Origin of the sequence: Mesorhizobium sp. M0028 (assembly GCF_040323855.1) — a bacterium.
Classification (GTDB): Bacteria; Pseudomonadota; Alphaproteobacteria; order Rhizobiales; family Rhizobiaceae; genus Mesorhizobium.
In genome coordinates this window covers 390,296-409,855 of sequence record NZ_JAMYVG010000001.1, presented here as the reverse complement: position 1 = coordinate 409,855, position 19,560 = coordinate 390,296, and the positions used below count along the sequence as shown (strand labels likewise).

General features: G+C 63.5%; 18 protein-coding genes and 1 pseudogene. 8 read left to right on the top strand and 11 right to left on the bottom strand.

The window, feature by feature from the left end; translation table 11 throughout:
• Positions 1 to 183: 183 nt before the first annotated feature.
• The 3 genes and pseudogenes from NKJ93_RS01960 to NKJ93_RS01950 all read right to left on the bottom strand — a co-directional run bounded on the left by NKJ93_RS01960 (position 184) and on the right by NKJ93_RS01950 (position 2,090).
• Positions 184 to 875, bottom strand: a pseudogene (locus tag NKJ93_RS01960) (uracil-DNA glycosylase family protein).
• Entirely contained in the window at positions 815 to 1,426 is a 612-nt protein-coding gene (locus tag NKJ93_RS01955; protein ID WP_352587236.1) for a glutathione S-transferase, read from the bottom strand. The pseudogene NKJ93_RS01960 and the gene NKJ93_RS01955 overlap by 61 nt, the downstream one beginning before the upstream one ends.
• A gap of 40 nt (positions 1,427 to 1,466) precedes the next feature.
• Positions 1,467 to 2,090 carry a thermonuclease family protein gene (locus NKJ93_RS01950; protein ID WP_352587234.1) on the bottom strand — a complete coding sequence of 208 codons (624 nt, stop codon included), beginning with the start codon at positions 2,088 to 2,090 and terminating at the stop codon, positions 1,467 to 1,469.
• Between the two features lie 75 nt (positions 2,091 to 2,165).
• On the opposite strand from NKJ93_RS01950, the gene NKJ93_RS01945 reads away from it, so the two are divergent.
• Entirely contained in the window at positions 2,166 to 3,680 is a 1,515-nt protein-coding gene (locus tag NKJ93_RS01945; RefSeq protein WP_352587231.1) for a sensor histidine kinase, read from the top strand.
• A gap of 4 nt (positions 3,681 to 3,684) precedes the next feature.
• Here the strand turns inward: NKJ93_RS01945 and NKJ93_RS01940 are convergent, their stop codons facing one another.
• Positions 3,685 to 4,683 carry a nicotinate-nucleotide--dimethylbenzimidazole phosphoribosyltransferase gene (locus tag NKJ93_RS01940; RefSeq protein ID WP_352494671.1) on the bottom strand — a complete coding sequence of 333 codons (999 nt, stop codon included), beginning with the start codon at positions 4,681 to 4,683 and terminating at the stop codon, positions 3,685 to 3,687.
• 174 nt (positions 4,684 to 4,857) lie between these two features.
• Here NKJ93_RS01940 and NKJ93_RS01935 point away from each other — a divergent pair, with 174 nt between their 5' ends.
• Both NKJ93_RS01935 and NKJ93_RS01930 read left to right on the top strand, forming a co-directional pair.
• Entirely contained in the window at positions 4,858 to 5,091 is a 234-nt protein-coding gene (locus NKJ93_RS01935; protein ID WP_031193575.1) for a DUF1289 domain-containing protein, read from the top strand.
• Between the two features lie 13 nt (positions 5,092 to 5,104).
• Positions 5,105 to 5,809 (top strand): TIGR02281 family clan AA aspartic protease, encoded by a 705-nt coding sequence (locus NKJ93_RS01930; protein WP_352482604.1) that lies wholly within the window; start codon positions 5,105 to 5,107, stop codon positions 5,807 to 5,809.
• Positions 5,810 to 5,818: 9 nt separating this feature from the next.
• Here NKJ93_RS01930 and dusA read toward each other — a convergent pair whose 3' ends face one another.
• From dusA to NKJ93_RS01895, 7 genes are all read right to left on the bottom strand, one after another.
• On the bottom strand, positions 5,819 to 6,811 hold the full coding sequence (gene dusA / locus NKJ93_RS01925) for a tRNA dihydrouridine(20/20a) synthase DusA (protein WP_352587920.1): 993 nt from the start codon (positions 6,809 to 6,811) through the stop codon (positions 5,819 to 5,821).
• Between the two features lie 372 nt (positions 6,812 to 7,183).
• The gene (gene msuE, locus NKJ93_RS01920) at positions 7,184 to 7,774 is read right to left on the bottom strand and encodes an FMN reductase (protein WP_031193577.1); all 591 of its coding nucleotides are present in this window, start codon (positions 7,772 to 7,774) and stop codon (positions 7,184 to 7,186) included.
• Between the two features lie 73 nt (positions 7,775 to 7,847).
• Positions 7,848 to 8,903, bottom strand: coding sequence for an aldo/keto reductase (locus tag NKJ93_RS01915; protein WP_352587229.1), 1,056 nt, complete (start codon positions 8,901 to 8,903; stop codon positions 7,848 to 7,850).
• A 19-nt stretch (positions 8,904 to 8,922) separates the two neighbouring features.
• Positions 8,923 to 9,870, bottom strand: a complete 948-nt coding sequence (locus tag NKJ93_RS01910) for an ABC transporter ATP-binding protein (protein ID WP_352587226.1) — start codon at positions 9,868 to 9,870, stop codon at positions 8,923 to 8,925.
• A complete protein-coding gene (locus NKJ93_RS01905; protein ID WP_352587223.1) occupies positions 9,848 to 10,843 on the bottom strand; it encodes an ABC transporter ATP-binding protein in 996 nt (331 codons plus the stop codon). Before NKJ93_RS01905 ends, NKJ93_RS01910 begins: the two co-directional genes overlap by 23 nt.
• Before the next feature lie 2 nt (positions 10,844 to 10,845).
• Positions 10,846 to 11,844, bottom strand: coding sequence for an ABC transporter permease (locus tag NKJ93_RS01900; RefSeq protein WP_352587220.1), 999 nt, complete (start codon positions 11,842 to 11,844; stop codon positions 10,846 to 10,848).
• Positions 11,844 to 12,830 (bottom strand): ABC transporter permease, encoded by a 987-nt coding sequence (locus NKJ93_RS01895; protein ID WP_352587917.1) that lies wholly within the window; start codon positions 12,828 to 12,830, stop codon positions 11,844 to 11,846. Before NKJ93_RS01895 ends, NKJ93_RS01900 begins: the two co-directional genes overlap by 1 nt.
• A gap of 315 nt (positions 12,831 to 13,145) precedes the next feature.
• On the opposite strand from NKJ93_RS01895, the gene NKJ93_RS01890 reads away from it, so the two are divergent.
• The 5 genes from NKJ93_RS01890 to NKJ93_RS01870 all read left to right on the top strand — a co-directional run bounded on the left by NKJ93_RS01890 (position 13,146) and on the right by NKJ93_RS01870 (position 19,556).
• Positions 13,146 to 14,756, top strand: coding sequence for an ABC transporter substrate-binding protein (locus NKJ93_RS01890; RefSeq protein ID WP_352587217.1), 1,611 nt, complete (start codon positions 13,146 to 13,148; stop codon positions 14,754 to 14,756).
• Between the two features lie 65 nt (positions 14,757 to 14,821).
• A complete protein-coding gene (locus NKJ93_RS01885; protein WP_023717658.1) occupies positions 14,822 to 16,006 on the top strand; it encodes an LLM class flavin-dependent oxidoreductase in 1,185 nt (394 codons plus the stop codon).
• A 9-nt stretch (positions 16,007 to 16,015) separates the two neighbouring features.
• Positions 16,016 to 17,053 (top strand): ABC transporter substrate-binding protein, encoded by a 1,038-nt coding sequence (locus NKJ93_RS01880; RefSeq protein ID WP_352482609.1) that lies wholly within the window; start codon positions 16,016 to 16,018, stop codon positions 17,051 to 17,053.
• Positions 17,054 to 17,067: 14 nt separating this feature from the next.
• Positions 17,068 to 18,288, top strand: a complete 1,221-nt coding sequence (locus tag NKJ93_RS01875; RefSeq protein ID WP_352587214.1) for an acyl-CoA dehydrogenase family protein — start codon at positions 17,068 to 17,070, stop codon at positions 18,286 to 18,288.
• 8 nt (positions 18,289 to 18,296) lie between these two features.
• Positions 18,297 to 19,556, top strand: a complete 1,260-nt coding sequence (locus NKJ93_RS01870) for an FAD-dependent oxidoreductase (protein ID WP_352587914.1) — start codon at positions 18,297 to 18,299, stop codon at positions 19,554 to 19,556.
• Positions 19,557 to 19,560: the final 4 nt, after the last annotated feature.

Here is a 19,560-nt window from a genome sequence, read left to right as displayed (position 1 = left end):
AGTCGTCCAAAGTGCGCAGCGGCTTTGGCACAACGATATGCATAAAAACAAGAATTTAAAGCGCGTCCCCTCATGCGCTACGCGCTTCGAGGAATAGATTACCATATTCCCTCTTGTCATGGCCTTTTACAAGAAAGAAATTCTGTCGGATAGCGCGAAAGCGAGTGATTTCTTGCTGAATGCCTAGCCGATGCGATAGCGGATTTCCGATCTTAGAAATGGCAGCAAATCCATTTCAAACCATGGATTGCGCTTCAGCCAGCCGGTGTTGCGCCAGGACGGGTGCGGCAGCGGCAGGACTTTCGGGTCAGTCGGTGCCGCCCAGATGGCGCGCCAGTCCAAGACTGTTTCTGTCAGCGAGGGACGGCGCGCCGCGCCCATATGCCAGCTTTGCGCGTAGATGCCGATCGTCAGCACCAGATCGACTTGCGGCATCAGCGCCATCAGCGATACGCGCCAGGCCGGCGCACATTCGCGGCGCGGCGGCAGGTCGGCGCCCTTGGCGTCCTGACCCGGAAAGCAAAAGCCCATCGGCACAATGGCAAACTTGTCCGTGTCATAGAATTCCTCGCTGCCGACGCCGAGCCAGCTTCGCAGCCGGTCGCCGGAGGCGTCGGTGAACGGCATGCCTGACACGTGGACCTTGGTACCCGGCGCCTGGCTGGCGATCAGGATGCGGGCGCTCGAAGATGGCCTGAGCACCGGACGCGGCTGGTGCGGCAATGGCCTGCCGGCCGGCTTATCGACGCAGATGCGGCAGGCGCGTACCCTCGCTGCCAAGGCTTCCAACTCTTCGCTCATTCGGAACTCATTGTCAGGCGGCGGCACTCGGCCGGCTTGAGATTGCCCGATACCAGCGCATCACGTTGGTGCACTCTTCGGGTACCTTGATGCGAGCCGGCTTCATGAAGTCGATGGCGACCAGCCCGGTGATGTCGGCGATCGAATAGGTATCGCCGGCGACGAATTCCCTGCCGGCGAGCTCAGTGTCCAGAAATCTCAGGAATTCGATCGCCTTCGGCTTGTTGGCCTCGCCCCATTCGGGGATTTGCGGGATCTCCCATTCCCTCATTGCGGGATGGATATGCCGGAACGCCGCGGAGACGCAGCCGAACAGATTGAACTCCACGCGCCTTTGCCACATCTCGACGATTGCCTTGCCCAGCGCACCACGCCCGAACAAAGCCGGCTCGGGGTGCAGTTCCTCGAAGTAACGGCAGATTGCGACGGACTCGGTGATGATGGTGCCATCGTCGAGTTCGAGCACCGGCAGACGCTTCAGCGGATTGCGCGAGCTGACCGGCTGCTCTTTGTGCTCCAGCGCACCCATGTCGACCGGCACCAGCGGAACTTCAACTCCCTTTTCAGCCAGGAAAATCCGAACCCGACGTGGATTGGGCGCGCGCCCGCCGTCGAACAGCTTCATCTCTATCCTCCTCGTCCGTACGACGAATTATAGGCGCAGCTCACCAGAAGCGAAAAATCTCCCGCAGGGCGTCGCCGATCGACGCCAAGGTGCCGTGTTTTCTTTCGACCAGCTCGTGCCCGTGGCTCTCGCGCCAGTTCTTCGGCTCGTCGAAAGTTCCGGCCCAGATGCCGACCTTGCCTGCGCGCGCAGCGGCTTCCTCGGTCTCGAAGTCGCCAAAGGCGACCGCCCAGCCGGCCTCGACCTGAGCGCGGTTGAGATCCTTGCCGCCGACCTTGCAATCGCCGAGCAGCCTGCCGTAGCGGTCGCGCTGCCAGCCGCTGCAGGAAACCGCTTTGCCGGCAATCAACCGCACCAGGGACTGCCGCGCGAGCTTGCCGCAGGGATAGTCGGCACCGTCCTTGCGACAGATCTGCGAATATTCCGGCGCATCGATGCCACGCATGCGGACACGCTCGCTGCCGAGGGTGATGCTATCGCCGTCATTGACAATCGCCGCGCCCTCCGTCTTGCGCGTCTCCACCCGGTCGAGGCGCGCCGCCAGGAGCATCAGCAGCCCAAGCACGATGAGCGTCAGCCCATAGTCCATCAGCCTGCGCCACGGGCTTCGCGGACGCGGCGCATAGTATCGCTGGCGCGGCCATCGCGACCACGAACGGCTCATATGGCAAACCGTTGGTTAATCATTCGAACGTAGCTTAACGATTTGAAATTGCTGCCCGCGTAAATTGAAGACTTCATGCCCCTGCAACGCTCGACCACGGCGGACAAGTTTATTGTGGACCGCAGGAAACGCCATCGCAACAGCGATGTCGCGCGCGCGGTGCGCAAGACGCGCGACCGTCTTTCGCAGCAAGCCGGAAATCCCGACTTCGACCGCGAGCTGTTGAAGCTCCACGCGCTGTCGATGACCGGCGGCGTGATCGTCATCCCGCTGCTCGTTCTGGCAACGGCCGCCGCAGGCTTGCTCGCGGGCATCGGCAAGGAGATCGGCGTCTGGGCGCTGTTCACATTCATCTGCTATACCATCGTTGCATTCATGGCGAAACGCGTCACGCAAGCGTCCGAGCTCAACCCGCTGGAAACGCATAGGGATTTCCTGATCGGCCATTTTCTTTGCGGGCTTGGCTGGGCCTGGTTCGCATGGCTCGGCTGCGAAACTTGCCAAATCGATCAGTTCCAGGTCGCCAAGGCGGTGGTGCTGCTGCTCGCCATGTCGGCAACCGCGATCCTGGCATCGTCCCTGCGCGGTGCGCTGTTGGCGACCTTCGCCCTCCCGGTCGCCATCTATGCCTATGCCAGTGCGAAACTATGGCTGCCCGTCGAAGTGATCATGGCAGGTTTGCTGATCGCTTCGCTGCCTTTCTTCGCCTATGTGGCGCGCCAGCTCAACCGTTCCTCGCTGATGCTGCTGTCGTTCCGCTCCGAAAAGGATGCGCTGATCGCCGAACTGGAGACGGCGAAATCGATGTCGGACGAGGCACGGCGGCGGGCGGAAGACGCAAATCTGGCGAAATCACGTTTCCTGGCCTCGATGAGTCACGAACTGCGCACGCCGCTCAACGCCATTCTCGGCTTTTCCGAAGTGATGGCCAACGAGGTGCTCGGCCCGATGAGCAACCCGACCTATCGCGACTATGCCCGCGACGTGCATGACTCCGGACAGCATCTGCTCGACCTGATCAACGAAATCCTCGACTTGTCGCGCATCGAAGCGGGTCGCTACCAGCTCAATGAGGAGCCGATGATGCTGCTCTCCGTCGTCGAGGATTGCTGCCACATGATGGAGCTGAAGGCGCGCAACAAGGACATCCGCATCGTCCAGGATTTCGAAAACGCCTTGCCGCGCCTGTTCGCCGACGAACGCGCGGTGCGGCAGATTGCGCTCAACCTCTTGTCCAATGCCATCAAGTTCACCGCCACCGGCGGCGAAATCCGCGTGCGCGTCGGCTGGACGGCGGGCGGCGGGCAATATCTCTCCGTCAAGGACAATGGGCCGGGCATACCGGAAGACGAGATCCCGATCGTACTCTCGGCCTTCGGCCAGGGCTCGATCGCCATCAAGAGCGCCGAACAGGGCACCGGGCTTGGCCTGCCGATCGTGCAGGGCCTGCTGGCCATGCATGGCGGCGAATTCCAGCTCCATTCCAGGCTACGCGAAGGCACCGAGGCGATCGCCATCTTCCCGCTGAGCCGGGTGATGGAGGAACTGCCGGCGCTGCCGACCAAGGCGGTTGCTTCGCGCCGGCGCTGAATGCTTAACCGCGGACCGCGGCTGCCATGCCGGAGCTGGTCAGCGCGGCCGCCTTGACCAGTCCAGCGGCAAGAGCCGCCCCTACCCCCTCGCCCTGGCTGACGCCCAGATCGAGCAGCGCGCGAAGGCCGAGGCGCTCGGCGGCCTTGGCATGGCCCGGCTCCGGCGATAGGCTTGCGAGGAGACAATGATCGAGCGCGGCGGGGTTGGCGGCATATAGGGCGGCAGCGGCCGCGGTCACCGCAAACCCATCGAGCAGCACCGGGATCTTCTGCATCCGCGCCGCCAGAATGGCGCCGCAGATCGCTGCGAATTCCCGTCCACCGACCCGGCGAAGCGCTTCCAGCGGATCCTTGAGGCTCGCGCCGTGAAACGCCATCGCGGCATCGACCACCTCCGCCTTGCGCCTCTGCATCGCTGCGTTGGCCCCCGATCCAGGGCCGACCCAGTCGGCGCCGGTGCCGCCGAACAGGGCCGCGCAAAGAGCCGCGGCGACAGTCGAATTGCCGACGCCGAGGTCGCCAAGGCAAAGCAGGTCGGTGCCGCCGGCAATCGCTTCCATGCCGAAGGCCATGGTGGCGGCGCAACCGCGCTCGTCCAGTGCCGCGTCCTCGGTGATGTCGGCTGTTGGAATGTGCAGAGCCAGATCGAACACCTTCAAGCCGAGATCGTTGGCGATGCAGATCTGGTTGATCGCTGCACCGCCGGCGGCGCAGAGCTCGACCGCATTTGCCGTGGCGGCGGCGGGGCGCGGCGAAATGCCGTGGCGGGTGACGCCATGATTGCCGGCAAAGATCGCCACCAATGGCCGCGTCACCGCCGGTGGCGCGCGGCCGCTCCAGCCGGCGAGCCAGGCGGCGACGTCCTCGATGCGGCCGAGCGAGCCTTTGGGCTTGTCTGCCTTGGCAAACAACTGGCGCACGCGGGCGTTGGCCGCCATATCTGCCGGCGGCAGGCTCACCAGAAGGTCGCGAAAATCGTCGAAAGGCAGCGCGCTGGTCATGTCGATGGCGATCGTCCCTGTGAATTGGTGAGCGGCATAGCCGCCTTGGCCAGCCGGCACAACCTCGGCGTAACTTGGCGGTATTGACGCGAAAGCACTTGTTGGCGGCGCACCCCGGAGGGCTTGCATTGACTTTGTCGTTGCACCATGTGGAGGCTAGCCAAGGAAATCCTCATGACGGCCATTGAATCCCCGTGCATCCTGGTCTGCTCGATCGACATGAAAACCGGTTTCTGTTTCGGTTGCGGGCGCACGCGCGAGGAAATCGCCGCCTGGATCGACATGACCCCGCAAACCCGCCGCAGCGTCATGGCCGAGCTGCCGGCAAGGCTGGAAACGGTCGAGCGACGCCCCCGCCGGGAAACCCGTCGCAGCCGCATGGCACGCGAACGCGACGCCCTCTCGTGAACCGGCCGCAGAGATGAACCGACTGTTGTGGATTCTGATCGTCGCGATCGGGGCGGGTGTGCTCCTGCTCATGCTCAACGATTCCGCCGGCAGCACGTTCGGCATTGAGAATTACGATTTCAGCCAGCTGATCTGGCTTGGCGCTTTAGCGGCGCTCGTCGGCGCCGGCCTGCTCAGATCGGGCAGGCCGTTAGGCACCATGGCCCGCAGCCTCGGCGCCTGGGGTGCCATCGTGCTGGCGCTGATCGCCGGCTATCAGTACCGCTATGAGTTGCAGGATTTCGCCAGCCGCGTCACCGCCGGCTTTGTTCCCGGCAGTCCGCTGGCACTGGGCGTGGACGAAGGCCATGCCACCGTCACCCTGGACAAGGCCGGCAACGGCCATTTCGAAGCGCGTGTCACGATCAACGGGACGCCGATCCTGACGGTTGTCGATACCGGCGCGACCAGCACCGTGCTGACCGCCGAGGACGCACTGGCGGTCGGGTTCAATTCGGCGGCTCTCCGCTTCACCATACCGATCTCTACCGCCAACGGCATGACACGCGCCGCCGCCGTAAAAACCGATGAGCTGTCGATCGGCGGCATCGTGCGCAAGGACATGCCCATCATGATCGCCGCACCCGGCACGCTCGGCCAGAGCCTGCTCGGCATGAATTTCATCGGCTCGCTATCGGGCTTCGACGTCCGTGGCGATCGCATGATTTTGCGGGATTAACTTCTTTCCTCAGGCCGCCTCTGCGGTCCTGCCGAAATCGACTTCTGCGAAAGCCGCCTTGAGCACCTGCGGTCCGGCACCCGGCTTTGTCGCCTCGGTGGAAAGGATCTGCCGATAGCGGCGTGCACCGGGCAGGCCGTGAAACAGCCCGACCATGTGCCGGGTGACATGCCCGAGGCGTCCACCCTGCTCGATATGGCGTGCCGCGTAATCCGCCATGGCATCGATCAGCGCGGCAAAATCGAACGGCTCAGCCGTGCCGCCGTAAAACGCGGCATCGATGCCGGTCAGTATCCCGGGCGTGTGATAGGCGGCGCGGCCGAGCATAGCGCCATCGACATGGTCGAGATGCCTCAGCGCCTCTGCAAGAGATTGAATGCCGCCATTGATGCCGATGAATTTGTTTTGTTTTCTGGCTTTCAGCCGATAGACGCGGCCATAGTCGAGCGGTGGGACGTCGCGATTTTCTTTTGGGCTCAGACCTTCCAGCCAGGCCTTGCGGGCGTGCACCCACAGCGCGTCGGCGCCGGCCGCGAAAACACCGTCGGCCAAGGCATCGAGTGCCGGTTCCGGATCCTGCCCGTCGACGCCGATGCGGCACTTGACGGTAACCGGTATTTTCACCGCCGCCTTCATCGCAGCGACGCAATCCGCGACGAGCACCGGCGTCTTCATCAGGCAGGCGCCGAACGTGCCCGACTGGACGCGGTCGGACGGACAGCCGACATTGAGGTTGATTTCATCATAGCCGAAGGCTTCGCCGATGCGCGCCGCCTCGGCCAGCTTTCCCGGATCGGCGCCGCCGAGCTGCAGCGCCACCGGATGTTCGCTGTCGTCGAAGCCGAGCAGCCGCTCGCGTGCGCCGTGGATGACCGCATCTGCCACCACCATCTCGGTGTAGAGCAGCGCCTCGCGCGTCAATTGGCGATGGAAGAACCGGCAGTGCCGGTCCGTCCAGTCCATCATCGGTGCAGCGGCAACTTTGTGTCCTAACATACTAATTTTATTCTCTTTTTTATGCGTCAGTCCGTCCAATACCCTGTTGGAACGACTGAGCAATTTGGAAAGAAGCGCGTAGCCAAACGTAACCGAATTTACGACTATGCTGGCGCAAACTGAAGGCCATTTAGCACATCACGCCGCTCACTGCACACGTGGTGCACACGAAATCTTCCGTCATCCCACCGGCCCGACCATCGATCAGATGACCATCAATAGCTTCGCTTGGCTGAACAAGGCCTTGACACGCAACTGGCATGCACACTGCCTCAACCACTTTAGTGACAGCATCGGGCTGTATCGACTTCAAAGGCGTTGCCTGCGGCTTATCGGCGAACTGAATTTGCTCTCCGCTAGTCTGAGCAATGTTATGCGTCAGCCCGAGGCCAGCCTGACCGGTTGGCTGTTCGGCTGCCGCGCGGAAAGCAGGGCCGCGAACTGGTCCACAGCCTGTCCGGCCCGCGCCAGGACTAGCGGATCCACGAGCTTGCCATCGGCAAAGTCGCTGTCGCTGCCGTAGACGGCGCTCGGCACGGTCAGTGCGGAGTAAAAGCCGAACAACGGGCGAAGCTGATGCTCGACCACCAGAGCGTGGCGCTGGCCGCCGCCTGTCGCGCCGATCAGCACCGGCCGGTCGACAAGCGCCAGCGGATCGATGAGGTCGAACAGATGCTTGAAGAGGCCGGCATAGGAGCCGTTGTAGACCGGCGTCGTCACGATCAGCGCGTCGGCCTGTTCGACAGCCTCCACCACATTCAGCGCCTCCGGCGTCAATTCCTTTCGCGTGAACGCAGCACCCAGACCACGGCCGGCATCGACAAGATCGAGGAAATTCACCGTGGCGGATAATCTTTCGCGCAGTGCCTCACCCAGATGATGCGCCAGCGTCCGTGATTTCGATGGCCTATGGGTGTTGCCTGACAAAACGACGATGCTCTGGCGCAGCCGTTCGACATGGAAATTCATGGGCTCTCTCATCTGTCCGAAACGATTGGAGACTCTGGCGGGGCCGCCGGCCCCGCCAGTCCACAGCTGACCGTCAGGCGGCGCGCAGAGGCCGCGTCAGCGGGATCGGTGCGGCCGGCTCGGAACGCGGCACGCGGCCTTCGACCGGATGGCTCGGATCGTTGAATCGGTGCGTCGAGGCATGGCCGGCTGTGACGAGGCGGTCGACAAAGGCCTCGTCCTCGGCGTTCAGCCTGAACTCCAGCGCCTTGGCGTAGCTGTCCCACTGTTCCTCGGTTCGCGGGCCGGCGATCGCCGCCGTGATGAGCCGGTTGTTGAGCACCCAGGCCAGCGCGAAGTCGGCAGCCGAGACGCCACGCGACTTTGCGTGCGCCGCGATCTGCCTGGCGATCTCGATCGATTCCGGGCGCCATTCGGTCTCGGCGATGCGCTTGTCGCCACGGCCCGCCCGCGTGTCGGCGGCGGGCGCCTGATTCGGCTCGTATTTGCCGGTCAGAACGCCGCGCGCCAGCGGGCTGTAGGAGACAACGCCAAGACCATAATAGGCGGCCGCCGGAAGCTGCTCGGCCTCGGCGGTGCGGTTGACGATGTTGTAGAGCGGCTGGCTCGCCACCGGCCGGTCGATGCCGAGCTCGTCGGCCAGATGCGCGACTTCCGCGATGCGCCAGCCACGGAAATTCGAGACGCCGAAATAGCGCAGTTTGCCCTGGCGGATCAGGTCGGCGATCGCCCGCACCGGCTCTTCCAGCGGTGCATCGAAGACCGCGCGGTGGAAGTAGAACAGGTCGATGTAATCCGTCCCGAGACGCCGCAGGCTGTTCTCGACGGTCTGGATCACCCATTTGCGCGAATGGCCACCGAGATTGGGCCCCTTGTCATGCGAGTTGACGAACTTGGTCGCCACGACCCAATGATCGCGCGCCGCCTTGATGCCGCGACCGACGACTTCCTCGGACTTGCCATTGTGGTAGACGTCGGCGGTGTCGATGAAATTGATGCCTTGCTCGCGCGCCTTGTCGATGATGCGATGCGCTACCGTTTCCTCGGTCGGCCCGCCGAACATCATGGTGCCGAGGCTGAGTGGCGAAACCTTCAGGGCGCTGCGGCCGAGATAGCGGTAATCGGACATTTTCTACTCCGTTGAACTTTCAGTTGAGGGTTGGTTCGGCGTAGTGGCAGGCGACGTGGTGTCCCGGCGCGATCGCCCGGAATGCCGGTTCCTGCGAACGGCAAAGATCCGTTGCCAGCGGACAGCGCGTGTGAAAGCGGCAACCGCTGGGGATATTCTGCGGGCTCGGCAGATCGCCATGGATGGGTGCTGCCTGACGACGGCGCGCCGGGTCCGGCACGGCATCCATCAGCGCGCGCGTGTAGGGATGCTTGGGCGAGGTCCACAGCGTCGCATTGTCGGCGCTTTCGACAATGCGCCCGAGATACATGACCAGCACCCGGTCGGCGAAATAGCGGACCACCGACAGGTCGTGCGAGATGAACAGGTAGGACAGCCCGAACTGCCGCTTCATGTCGACCAGCAGGTTGAGGATCTGCGCCTGGATCGAGAGGTCGAGCGCCGACACCGGCTCATCGCAGACGACCAGTTCCGGACTGAGGATCAGCGCGCGGGCAATGCCGATGCGCTGGCGCTGACCGCCCGAAAATTCATGCGGGTAGCGGCCAAGCGCATCCTTCGGCAGACCGACACGCTCGATGATGTCTTCCACAATCTTGCGCCGCTCGGCCTTGTTGCCGATGTCATGAACTTTCAGCGGCGCCGTCAAAATATCGCCGATCGTGTGGCGCGGATTGAGCGACGCGAACGGATCCTGGAAAATCATCTGGATGTTGCGTCGCGCCGCCTTCAGCCGGCGCGCGTCGAGCACGGTGATGTCGGTGCCGTTGAACTCGATCCTGCCGCCGGTCGGATCGACCAGCCGCATGATGGTCTTGGCGAGTGTCGATTTTCCGCAACCGCTTTCGCCGACGAGACCAACCGTCTCGCCGCGCCCGACATCGAGGGAAACGCCGTCGACAGCGCGCAGCGCACCACCCTGGGCGTGAAAATGGGTGGAGAGGTCAAAGACCGAGAGCAGCGCCATGCGCAACCTCCGGAATGAAGCTGTAGGGGCAGGCGACGAGGCGATCCTCGCCCACCTCGACGAGGGCGGGTACGAAATGGGCACAGCTGTCGCGCGCCACCGCGCAGCGCGGCCGGAACGGGCAGCCCTTCTCGCCCGCGGCCGAGACGATGCTGCCGGGAATCTCCGTCAGCCTGGCGTCGCGGTAGTGCAGATTGGTCTTCAGCCGCGGCGAAGCAGCCAGCAGGCCGCGCGTGTAGGGATGAAGCGGCGTTCTGAACAGCGCGCCGGGCAGCGCCTGTTCAACCTTGCGGCCGGCATACATGACGACGACCTTGTCGGCCCATTGCGCGACGACGCCGAGATCGTGGGTGATGAGCACGACAGCCATCGACAGTTCGCGGCGCAGCGTATCGAGCAGATCGAGCACCTGCGCCTGGATGGTCACGTCCAGCGCCGTCGTCGGTTCGTCGGCAATCAGCAGGCGCGGGCGGCAGGCAACGGCAATGGCAATCATGACGCGCTGGCGCATGCCGCCGGAAAGCTGGTGCGGATAATCGTCGATGCGCCGCTGCGGATCGGGAATGCGGACCAGCGAGAGCAGTTCGATCGCCCGCGCTCGCGCGGCCTGGCCGCGTATGCCTTCGTGCAGCGTCAGCACCTCGGTGATCTGCCGGCCGATGGTCAGAACGGGGTTGAGCGAGGTCATCGGCTCCTGGAAGATCATGGCGATCTCGCGCCCGCGCAAATTGCGCATCGCCTTCTGGTCGAGGCCGAGCAAATCCCTGCCGGCGAATTCGATCCTGCCATTGGGGATTTTCGCCGAGCGCGGCAGAAGCTGCATCAGGGCAAGTGCCGTCAGCGACTTGCCGGAGCCCGATTCACCGACGATCGCCAGCGTCTCGCCTTCGCCGACCTCGAAGCTCAGCTGGCTGACCGGCTCGGTGGTTGGAAAGCAAACCGTCAGATTGTCGACCCTTAGTAAGGCAGCCATCTCTAGCGCTCCTGCGAGAAGCGCGGATTGAGCGCGTCGTTGAGGCCGTCGCCGATCAGGTTCAGCGCCAGCACGGTGAAGACGATTGCCAATCCCGGCAGAGCGGTCAAATACCAGGCGGTGCGGATCAGCTCCCTGCCCGCTCCAATCATCGAGCCCCAACTGACGACATTGGGATCGCCGAGGCCCATGAAGGACAGCGCCGATTCCATCAGGATTGCGGTCGCCACCATCACCGACGAGGTGACGATCAAGGGTGGCAGCGCGTTGGGCAGGATTTCGCGGAAGATGATGCGGGCATGGCCATAGCCCAGGCTGCGGGCGGCCATGACAAAATCTTTCTCGCGGATGGCCCGGAATTCGGCACGGGTCAGCCGCGCCACCGTCGGCCAGGTAATGACGGCGATCGCCACCGTCACGACAGGTGCGGTCGGCTGCGCGATCGCCACCATGACTACCAGCAGCACGAAGCTCGGTATGGTCTGAAAGATCTCGATCAGGCGCACCAGCAGGTCGTCGATCCAGCCACCGAAATAACCCGCGGTGGCGCCGACAAGGATGCCGAAGCCGAGGCCGAGCGCGGTCGCCACAAGGCCGACGAACAGCGAAATCCGCGCGCCGTGCAGAATGCCCGAAAGCACGTCGCGGCCCATGGAATCCGTGCCCAGCGGAAAGGCTGGATTCTGCCCCGGCCAAAGGAAGGGTCGCGCCACCATCGACAGCGGATCCGCCGGATAGAGGACGGGTGCCAGCAGTGCGGCCAGCACGACCAGCGACAGGAACACCACGCCGAACATGGCGTTGGGGTTGCGCAGGAAAATCTTCAGAGCGCGCCCGCCGGCGACAACCGGCACCGACGCCGCCGAGGCGGAGCGCGCGTCAGGCGCGTGAAGATTGCTCCAGCTTTTTGTCTCGGGTTCAGCCGGTGCCGCAGGCTCGCGGGCGTCCGCATAGAGACGGCGAGAGCGCGCGTCGCCGGCGGCAAAATCGGTGGAAGCCATCAGCGTACTCCGATGCGGGGGTCGAGCCATGCGTGCAGAAGGTCGACGGTGGCGTTGGCAAGGATGACCAGCAGCGACGACAAAAGCAGGATGCCGAGCAGCACGGTGAAATCACGGCCCATCACCGCCTCGAAGGCGAGACGCCCAAGGCCGGGCCAGGAATAGACGGTCTCGACAACCACGGCGCCGCCAAGCATGCCGCCGACATGCATCCCGGCCATGGTGGTGATGGGGATCAGCGCGTTGCGCAGGACATGGCGGATGGTGATAACGGTCGGCGACAGGCCCTTGGCGGCGGCGGCGCGCACATAGTCCTGCGACTGGACTTCGAGCATCGCCGCCCGCGTCAGCCGGGCATAGATCGCCACATAGAACAGAGCCAGCGACAGCGCCGGCAAGATCATGTAGCGCGCCTTGTCCCAGAAGCCGGCAAAGCCGGTCAGGTTGCTGCCGATGGTTCCCGAACCGCCGCTCGGCAGCCAACCCAGCTTGACCGAGAACAGCACGATCAGCATCAAGCCGATCCAGAAGCCCGGGATCGAATAAAACAGCAGCGAAAGGACCGATAGCAGGCGATCCGGCAGCCGACCGGAAAACACCGCCATCAACGATCCAAGGGCGAGGCCGAGCGCAATGGCGATACTCAGCGCCACCGCCATCAACAGCAGCGTGCCCGGCAGCCGCTGGCCGATCAGGTCGGCGACCGGCATGCCGTAGCGCGGCGAAAAGCCGAGGCTGAAATGCGCCAGATTGTAGAGATAGTTGAACAGCTGGACGAGCAGCGGATTGTCGAGCCCAAAGCGCTCGCGCAACGCGGCCATCGTTTCCACGGTGGCCGAACCGGCCTCACCGGCCATGACGTCGGCGGCATCGCCGGGCGCAAGCTGCAGCAGAAAGAAGTTCAGGATCACGATGCCCAGAATGGTCGGCACCGCCTGGATCGCGGTGCGTCGAAACGTTCGGCCAATGCGCGTCAGGGTCGACATCATTTTTGCTTTCCCGGCTGTGGCTGACGATGCGGGTTTGCTGTTTCCCGGAAAGTTCCGTGCTTTTTAGTTGACAAGATTTATAGACATTGTCAAACCTGATTTAAGAAATTTTGTTCTGCAAATGCCGATATTGCAGAATAGAATTTTATTTCATACTACAAAAATCGCGGTTTGAAGTATGAAATCTTAAGCGTGAGGGCGGGCCGGCCAAATCTTTTCACAAACGGGTCCGCTTTTGGAACGAGGGATTTTTCATCCAGCGGCCGACGACCGGCCGATCGATGGCTGCAGCAAAAAAAGGACTACGGCTCCATGTCTGATTTCCTCATTGCGAACCGCCGCAGGTTCCTCGGCATCTCGGCCGCGGCGCTCGGAGCGACGCTGTTGCCGGCGTCGCGCCGCGCCTACGCCGCAGAGCCGAAACAGGGTGGGACAGCGAGGCTGCTGCTGTCGGCCGAGCCGCCGGTGCTGACGACCATCGCCCACACGGCGTTCAATTCCGTCTACGTCTCAGCCAAGACCACCGAGGGCCTGCTGACCTATGATTTCGATCTCACGCCGCGCCCGTCACTCGCCAGGCAATGGTCGGTCAGTGACGATGGGCTGCAATACACCTTCAAGCTGCGCGAAGGCGTGACGTGGCATGACGGTCAGCCGTTCACCGCCGCCGACGTCGCCTACTCGATCGCCACGATCAGAGAGGTTCATCCGCGCGGCCGCAACACCTTCCTCAACCTTGTCGATTTCCAGACGCCGGATCCGCTGACCGTTACGCTGGTTCTGTCGAAGCCGGCGCCTTACCTGATCACGGCGCTGGCCGCGGCCGAAACACCGATCGTGCCGAAGCACCTCTATGACGGCACAAGGGCAGCCGAAAATCCGGTCAATGTCGCTCCGGTCGGCACCGGCCCGTTCGTCTTCAAGGAATGGGTGCGCGGCAGCCACATCGTCTATGAACGCAATCCCGATTATTGGGACGCGCCGCGCCCCTATCTCGACCGGCTGATCGTCCGTTTCATCCCGGACGCTTCGGCGCGCGCCCTGGCGCTGGAGACGGGCGAGGTCGACCTGGCGCCGGCAACGCCGATCCCGTACAGCGATTTGCAGCGTTTCGAAACACTGCCGCATATCGGCTTCGAGAAGCAGGGCTATCAGTATTCCAACGGCATCAGCCGGGTCGAGTTCAACCTGGAGAAACCCTATTTCCAGGATGTTCGCGTCCGCCGCGCCTTCGCCCATGTCATCGACCGCAACGTCATCCGCGACACCATCAACTATGGCTATGGCGAGACCATTCCCGGTCCGATCAATCCCAATCTGAAGAAGTGGTTCGTCGCCGATTTGAAGACCTATCCGGTCGACATTGCCACTGCCGAGAAACTGCTCGACGAAGCGGGCTTGCCACGCGGTACCGACGGCATCCGGCTCAAGCTGGTCCACGACTATGTCCCGAGCGGCGAGACCTACAAACGCGGCGCAGACTACATCAAGCAGGCATTGGCCACAGTCGGGGTCGAGGTCACCGTGCGCAGCCAGGATTTCGCCACCTACACCAAGCGCATCTACACCGACCGCGATTTCGACTTCACCTTCAACGGCATGAGCAATCTGTTCGACCCGACGGTCGGCGTGCAGCGCCTCTACTGGTCGAAGAATTTCAAGCCGGGCGTGCCCTTCTCCAACGGTTCGAAATACAGCAATGCCAAGGTCGATGAACTTCTTGAAGCTGCCGCCGTCGAGGTCGATCACGAAAAGCGCTTCGAGCAATGGGCCGCGATCCAGCAGATCCTTGTCGAGGACCTGCCCGACATCGGCATCGTCAGCCAGCCGGAAATCACCCTCTACAACAAGCGCATCGCCGATCACACAGTGGGCGCCGAGGGCAATGCCGGCAGCCTCGCATCAACCCATATCGTCGCCTGATCCGCCGCCCCATGCGCGGTCTTTCGCGCATGGCATCTCTTTCTCCTTCCCCGAGAGATTCCCCCATGACGCTCGCCCACAAGCCTGGTTCCATCGTCGGCACGCCCTTCTTCAAGGCGCCGACCGACTATCCGGACAGCCCGCTATCGAAAGCGCTTCAGCAGCCGGTGCTGCTCGGACTGTTCCTGCCGATCCAGGCCGGCGGCTGGACCAACTCGACCCTGCCGCGCTCGACCGACTGGCGCTTCGATTACAATCGCGACCTGACGCTCAAGGCCGAGGAGCTTGGCTTCGACCTCGTCTTTGCGCTCAGCCAGTGGCTGCCCAAGGGCGGCTATGGCGGGGTCTTCAACGGCCAGGCGCTGGACAGTTTCGTCTCCATTGCAGCCATGGCCGCGATCACCAAGAAGATCATGCTGATCTCGACCATGCATGTTCTCTACGGCCCGTGGCATCCGCTGCATCTGGCCAAATTCGGCGCCACGCTCGATCACATTTCTGGCGGCCGCTGGGGCATCAACGTGGTCACCGGTCATCGCGCCGTCGAACACGAGATGTTCGGCTGGAACCGCATCGAGCACGACCGTCGCTACGAACTCGCGGCCGAGTTCGTCGAAGTGCTGCAGCGGCTGTGGCAGGACGACGAGAATTTCTCCTTCTCTGGAGAATCGAGCTGGAAGCTTAATGGCGGCTTCGTCACGCCGAAGCCGAATTACGGTCGGCCGATCCTGGTCAATGCCACCGGCTCCGATGCCGGCATTTCCTTTGCCGGCCGTTATTCCGACATCGTCTTCGTCACCAGCCCGGCCGGCTCCGACATCGCCAGCGCGCTGGAGGCGCTGCCGGCGCATACGAAGAAGGTGAAGGACGCCGCCCTCGGTGTCGGCCGCACCGTGCGCACGCTGCTCAATCCGCTGGTCATCAGCCGTCCCACTGAGAAGGAAGCCTGGGCCGTCGCCGACCAGATCGTCGCCCGTGCCGACAGCCGTACGCCGAAAGGGTTCCAGACCTTCAACAGCGACGCCCAGGCCTGGAAGGGCCGCGAAGGCCGCGACGATCCCTACGCCAAGGTCGGCGGCAACATTTATCTCATCGGCACGCCCGAGCAGATCGTCGACCAGTTCGTCAAGCTCAAGGACGCCGGCATCGATGGCCTGCAATTGTCCTTCTTCGACTTCAAGCCGGACCTCGAATTCTTCGGCGAGAACATCCTGCCGCTGATGAAGCAGGCCGGCCTGCGCAACGCCTGAGGAGCACTCATGACCACGACTGCGATCTCCGAAATCTGGTACACACGCTGCCCGGTGCCGACGCCTGTCGGGCTTGCGGCGCAGCTCGGACTTCTCGACGAAACCTTTCGCAAGGAGGGGATCGAATTGAAGTCGATCATCGATTCACCCAACCGCGACATCCGCCAGAGCCATTTCAACCACACACTCGACTGGTCGTTCCGCCACGGCGGCAACGTGCCGCCGATCCGTGCGCGGTCCGAAGGGCGCAAGACGCGTCTCGTCGGCATCACCTGGACCGACGAATTCCAGGCGATCATCACCTTGCCCGGCACCGGCATCAGAACAACCCAGGACCTGAAAGGCCGCCGCTTCGGCATCGCCCGGCGTCCGGAAGGCATCGTCGACTTCATGCGGGCGACGGCGCTGAAAGGGCTGGTCTCGGCGCTCTCGCTTGAAGGCCTCAGCCATGCCGACGTCGAGATCGTCGACATCGCGCTGACCGACAGCGTGCTCGACAGCCAGGAAGGGCCGTCGCTGTTCGGCCTCAAGCGCAAACAGGCCTATGGCGAGGAGGCAGCCGCGCTGATCCGTGGCGAGGTCGACGCCATCTATGTCAAAGGCACGGCCGGCATCAATGTCGCCAATCTGATCGGCGCCATCCAGGTCGCCGAATTCGGCTTTCATCCCGACCCGAACATCCGCATCAACTCCGGTTCGCCGCGTGTGCTGACCGTCGACGATTTGCTGGCCGAAGAGCGCCCTGATCTGGTCACGCGCCTGATCGAGACGATCCTGCGCGCCAGCGCCTGGGCTAAGGCGCATCCGGAAGAGACGCGGCGCTTCGTCGCCCGCGAATCCGGCGCCACCGAAGAACAGGTGCTGGCCGCCAACGGTCCGGATGTCCACAACCATCTCGGCCTCGGACTGCAGCCTGAGCTCGTCGCGGCGATTTCCCACTACAAGGATTTCCTGCGCGACTGGGGTTTCCTTGCCAGCGATTTCGACGTCGAGGCCTGGGTCGATCGCCGGCCGCTCGATCAGGTGACCATCCGCGCCGCCGCCTGAGAGGAAGCCAGCATATGACCTCGACGATCCCCGAGTTCCCACAACTCCTCGACACGGTAGCGAGCCTGGCCGACGACTTCGCGCCGACCGCCGCACATCACGACGCGACCGGAGAATTTCCGTTTGCCAATTTCGGCCGGCTTCACCAGGCCGGTCTGCTTGGCCTGGTCACAGCGCGCGAGCATGGCGGCCTCGGCGGCGGGCTGACGGAAGCCCAGGCGGTGATCGCCGAGATCGGCCGCGGCGAGCCGTCGACGGCGCTTGTGCTGGCCATGCATTACAACAGCCAGTATGCGCTGCGGAAATCCGGAAAATGGCCGCGCCATCTGGTGCAGCGGATTGTCGAGGCCGGCCGTCTTGGCCCTGCCTTGATCAATGCCGCCCAGGCCGAGCCGGGGATCGGCTCGCCCGCCCATGGCAAGCCGCCCGAAACCATTGCCCGGCGCGACGGCAATGTCTGGCGGATATCCGGCCACAAGAACTACGTCACCGGCATTCCCATCCTGAAATGGGTGAACTTGCTGGCATTGACCGACGAGCCGCAACCGCGCCTCGCCTCGTTCCTGGTGCCGACCAATGCGCCGGGATTGCGCGTCGAAAAGACATGGAACGCCGCCGGCATGCGGGCCACCGCCAGCGACGACGTCATTCTGGATAATGTCGCCGTGCCTGCCGAGGACATCACCGAGGCGCAGCCGGCGTCCGAGCCGCTGCGGCGGGAGGAAGGTGCGACGGCGTTCTTCTTTTCGCTGATCGGCGCTGTCTACCACGGTGCCGCCCGCGCTGCCCGTGACCGGCTGGTCTCCTTCGTCACCACGCATGCGCCGGCGAGCCTCGGCGCGCCGCTGTCGACCGTGCCGCACATCCAGGCAGGGCTGGGCGAGATCGAGGTCAGGCTCGCAACCAGCACGCGGCTGCTGCGCTCGCTCGCTGATGACGTCGACGCCGGCCGACCGGTCGGCACCGACGGCATGACCGTCAGGCATGTCGTCATCGACAATGCCGTGGCAGTTACCTCGCTGGCGCTGGAGCTTGCCGGCAATCCCGGTCTTAACAGAGACTTCCAGCTCGAGCGTCACCACCGCGATACGCTGACTGCCCGCTCGCACGCACCGCAGAACCATATGATCCGCACGATCGCCGCCAAGGCGGCGCTCAGCCGCCACGCTGCCAGCCAAGTGGCCGAGCCGCCGGCTGTTGCCGCTGTCAAACCCAGGCTCAAGGCGGTCGGGTGAGCGACGCCATGATCTCCGAACATGTCGAAGTCGCTATCATCGGCGGAGGCCCCGGTGGCCTGACATTGGCGCAAGGCCTGAAGAAGAACGGCATCAGCGTCGCGGTCTTCGAGAAGGATCGCGCCCGCAATGACTACGTCCAGGGTTTTCGGCTGCGCATCCGCCAGCGTGGCATCGATTCGCTGATCGCCAACTTGCCGCCGGAACTCTACGAGGCCTTTGTCGCCACGCTCGGCCGAGCGCCGGACCGCAACATCCTGCTCGACGAAAATTTCGAGACCTTGGGCGAGGACGCCTGGGGTGGCGGCAACGCACTCGGCGAGGCCGACGACACGCATATCGAAAAGTCGGTGAGCCGCATCACGTTGCGCCAGGTGCTGCTTTCCGGCCTCGACGGCGTCGTGCGCTACGGCAAGGTCTATTCCCGCTACGAAGAGCAGCCGGACGGTTCGGTGATCGCGCATTTCGAGGACGGCTCGACAATCCATGCCGATGTGTTGGTCGGTGCCGACGGCGCCCGCTCGCGCGTGCGCCAGCAACTGGTGCCGCATGCGCGAAGCTTCGACACCGGCGTCAGGCGCCTGGCCGGCAAGATGACGCTGCATGCCGCAGCCCTACACCAGATCTCGCCGCTGCTGCTTGACTACAATGCCGGCGTCAGACCGACGGAAGGTCACGGGCTGATGGTCACCAGTCATCGGGTCAATGTCGAGGCCTATCGCAAATATGGGCTGATCGGGCTGGACGACGACACCCACAAGGACATTGCCGGTTTCCATTTCAACAACACCACCAGCTATGTCTGGTGGAACACCGCATACGAGAAGGACGAGCTTGCCACGGATGACGCGCTGGCAAAGCTCTCCGGCGCCGAACTGATCGAGTTGCTGATTTCGAAGATCAGCCATTGGCACAAGGAAATCCTCGACCTCATTCGCTACACCGACCCGTCTACGGTGGCGCTGCTGCATGTCCACACCTCAGAGCCTGTCGATCCGTGGCCGACGAAACAGGTGACACTGCTCGGCGATGCCATCCATGCCATGACCTATTTCCGCGCACTCGGCGGCAACACCGCGATCTACGGCGCCGGGCTGCTGGTGCCTGAACTGGTGGCCGCCAGACGCGGCGACAAGCCGCTGCTTGAAGCCCTGTCAGACTATGAGGCGAAAATGCTGAAGCACGGCGCCAATGCGGTGCGGTCTTCGCTGACGGCGATGCAGAAGAATGTCCTTTCAGGCCGCCGTCAAAAGGAAGCCGCCGAATAGCGGC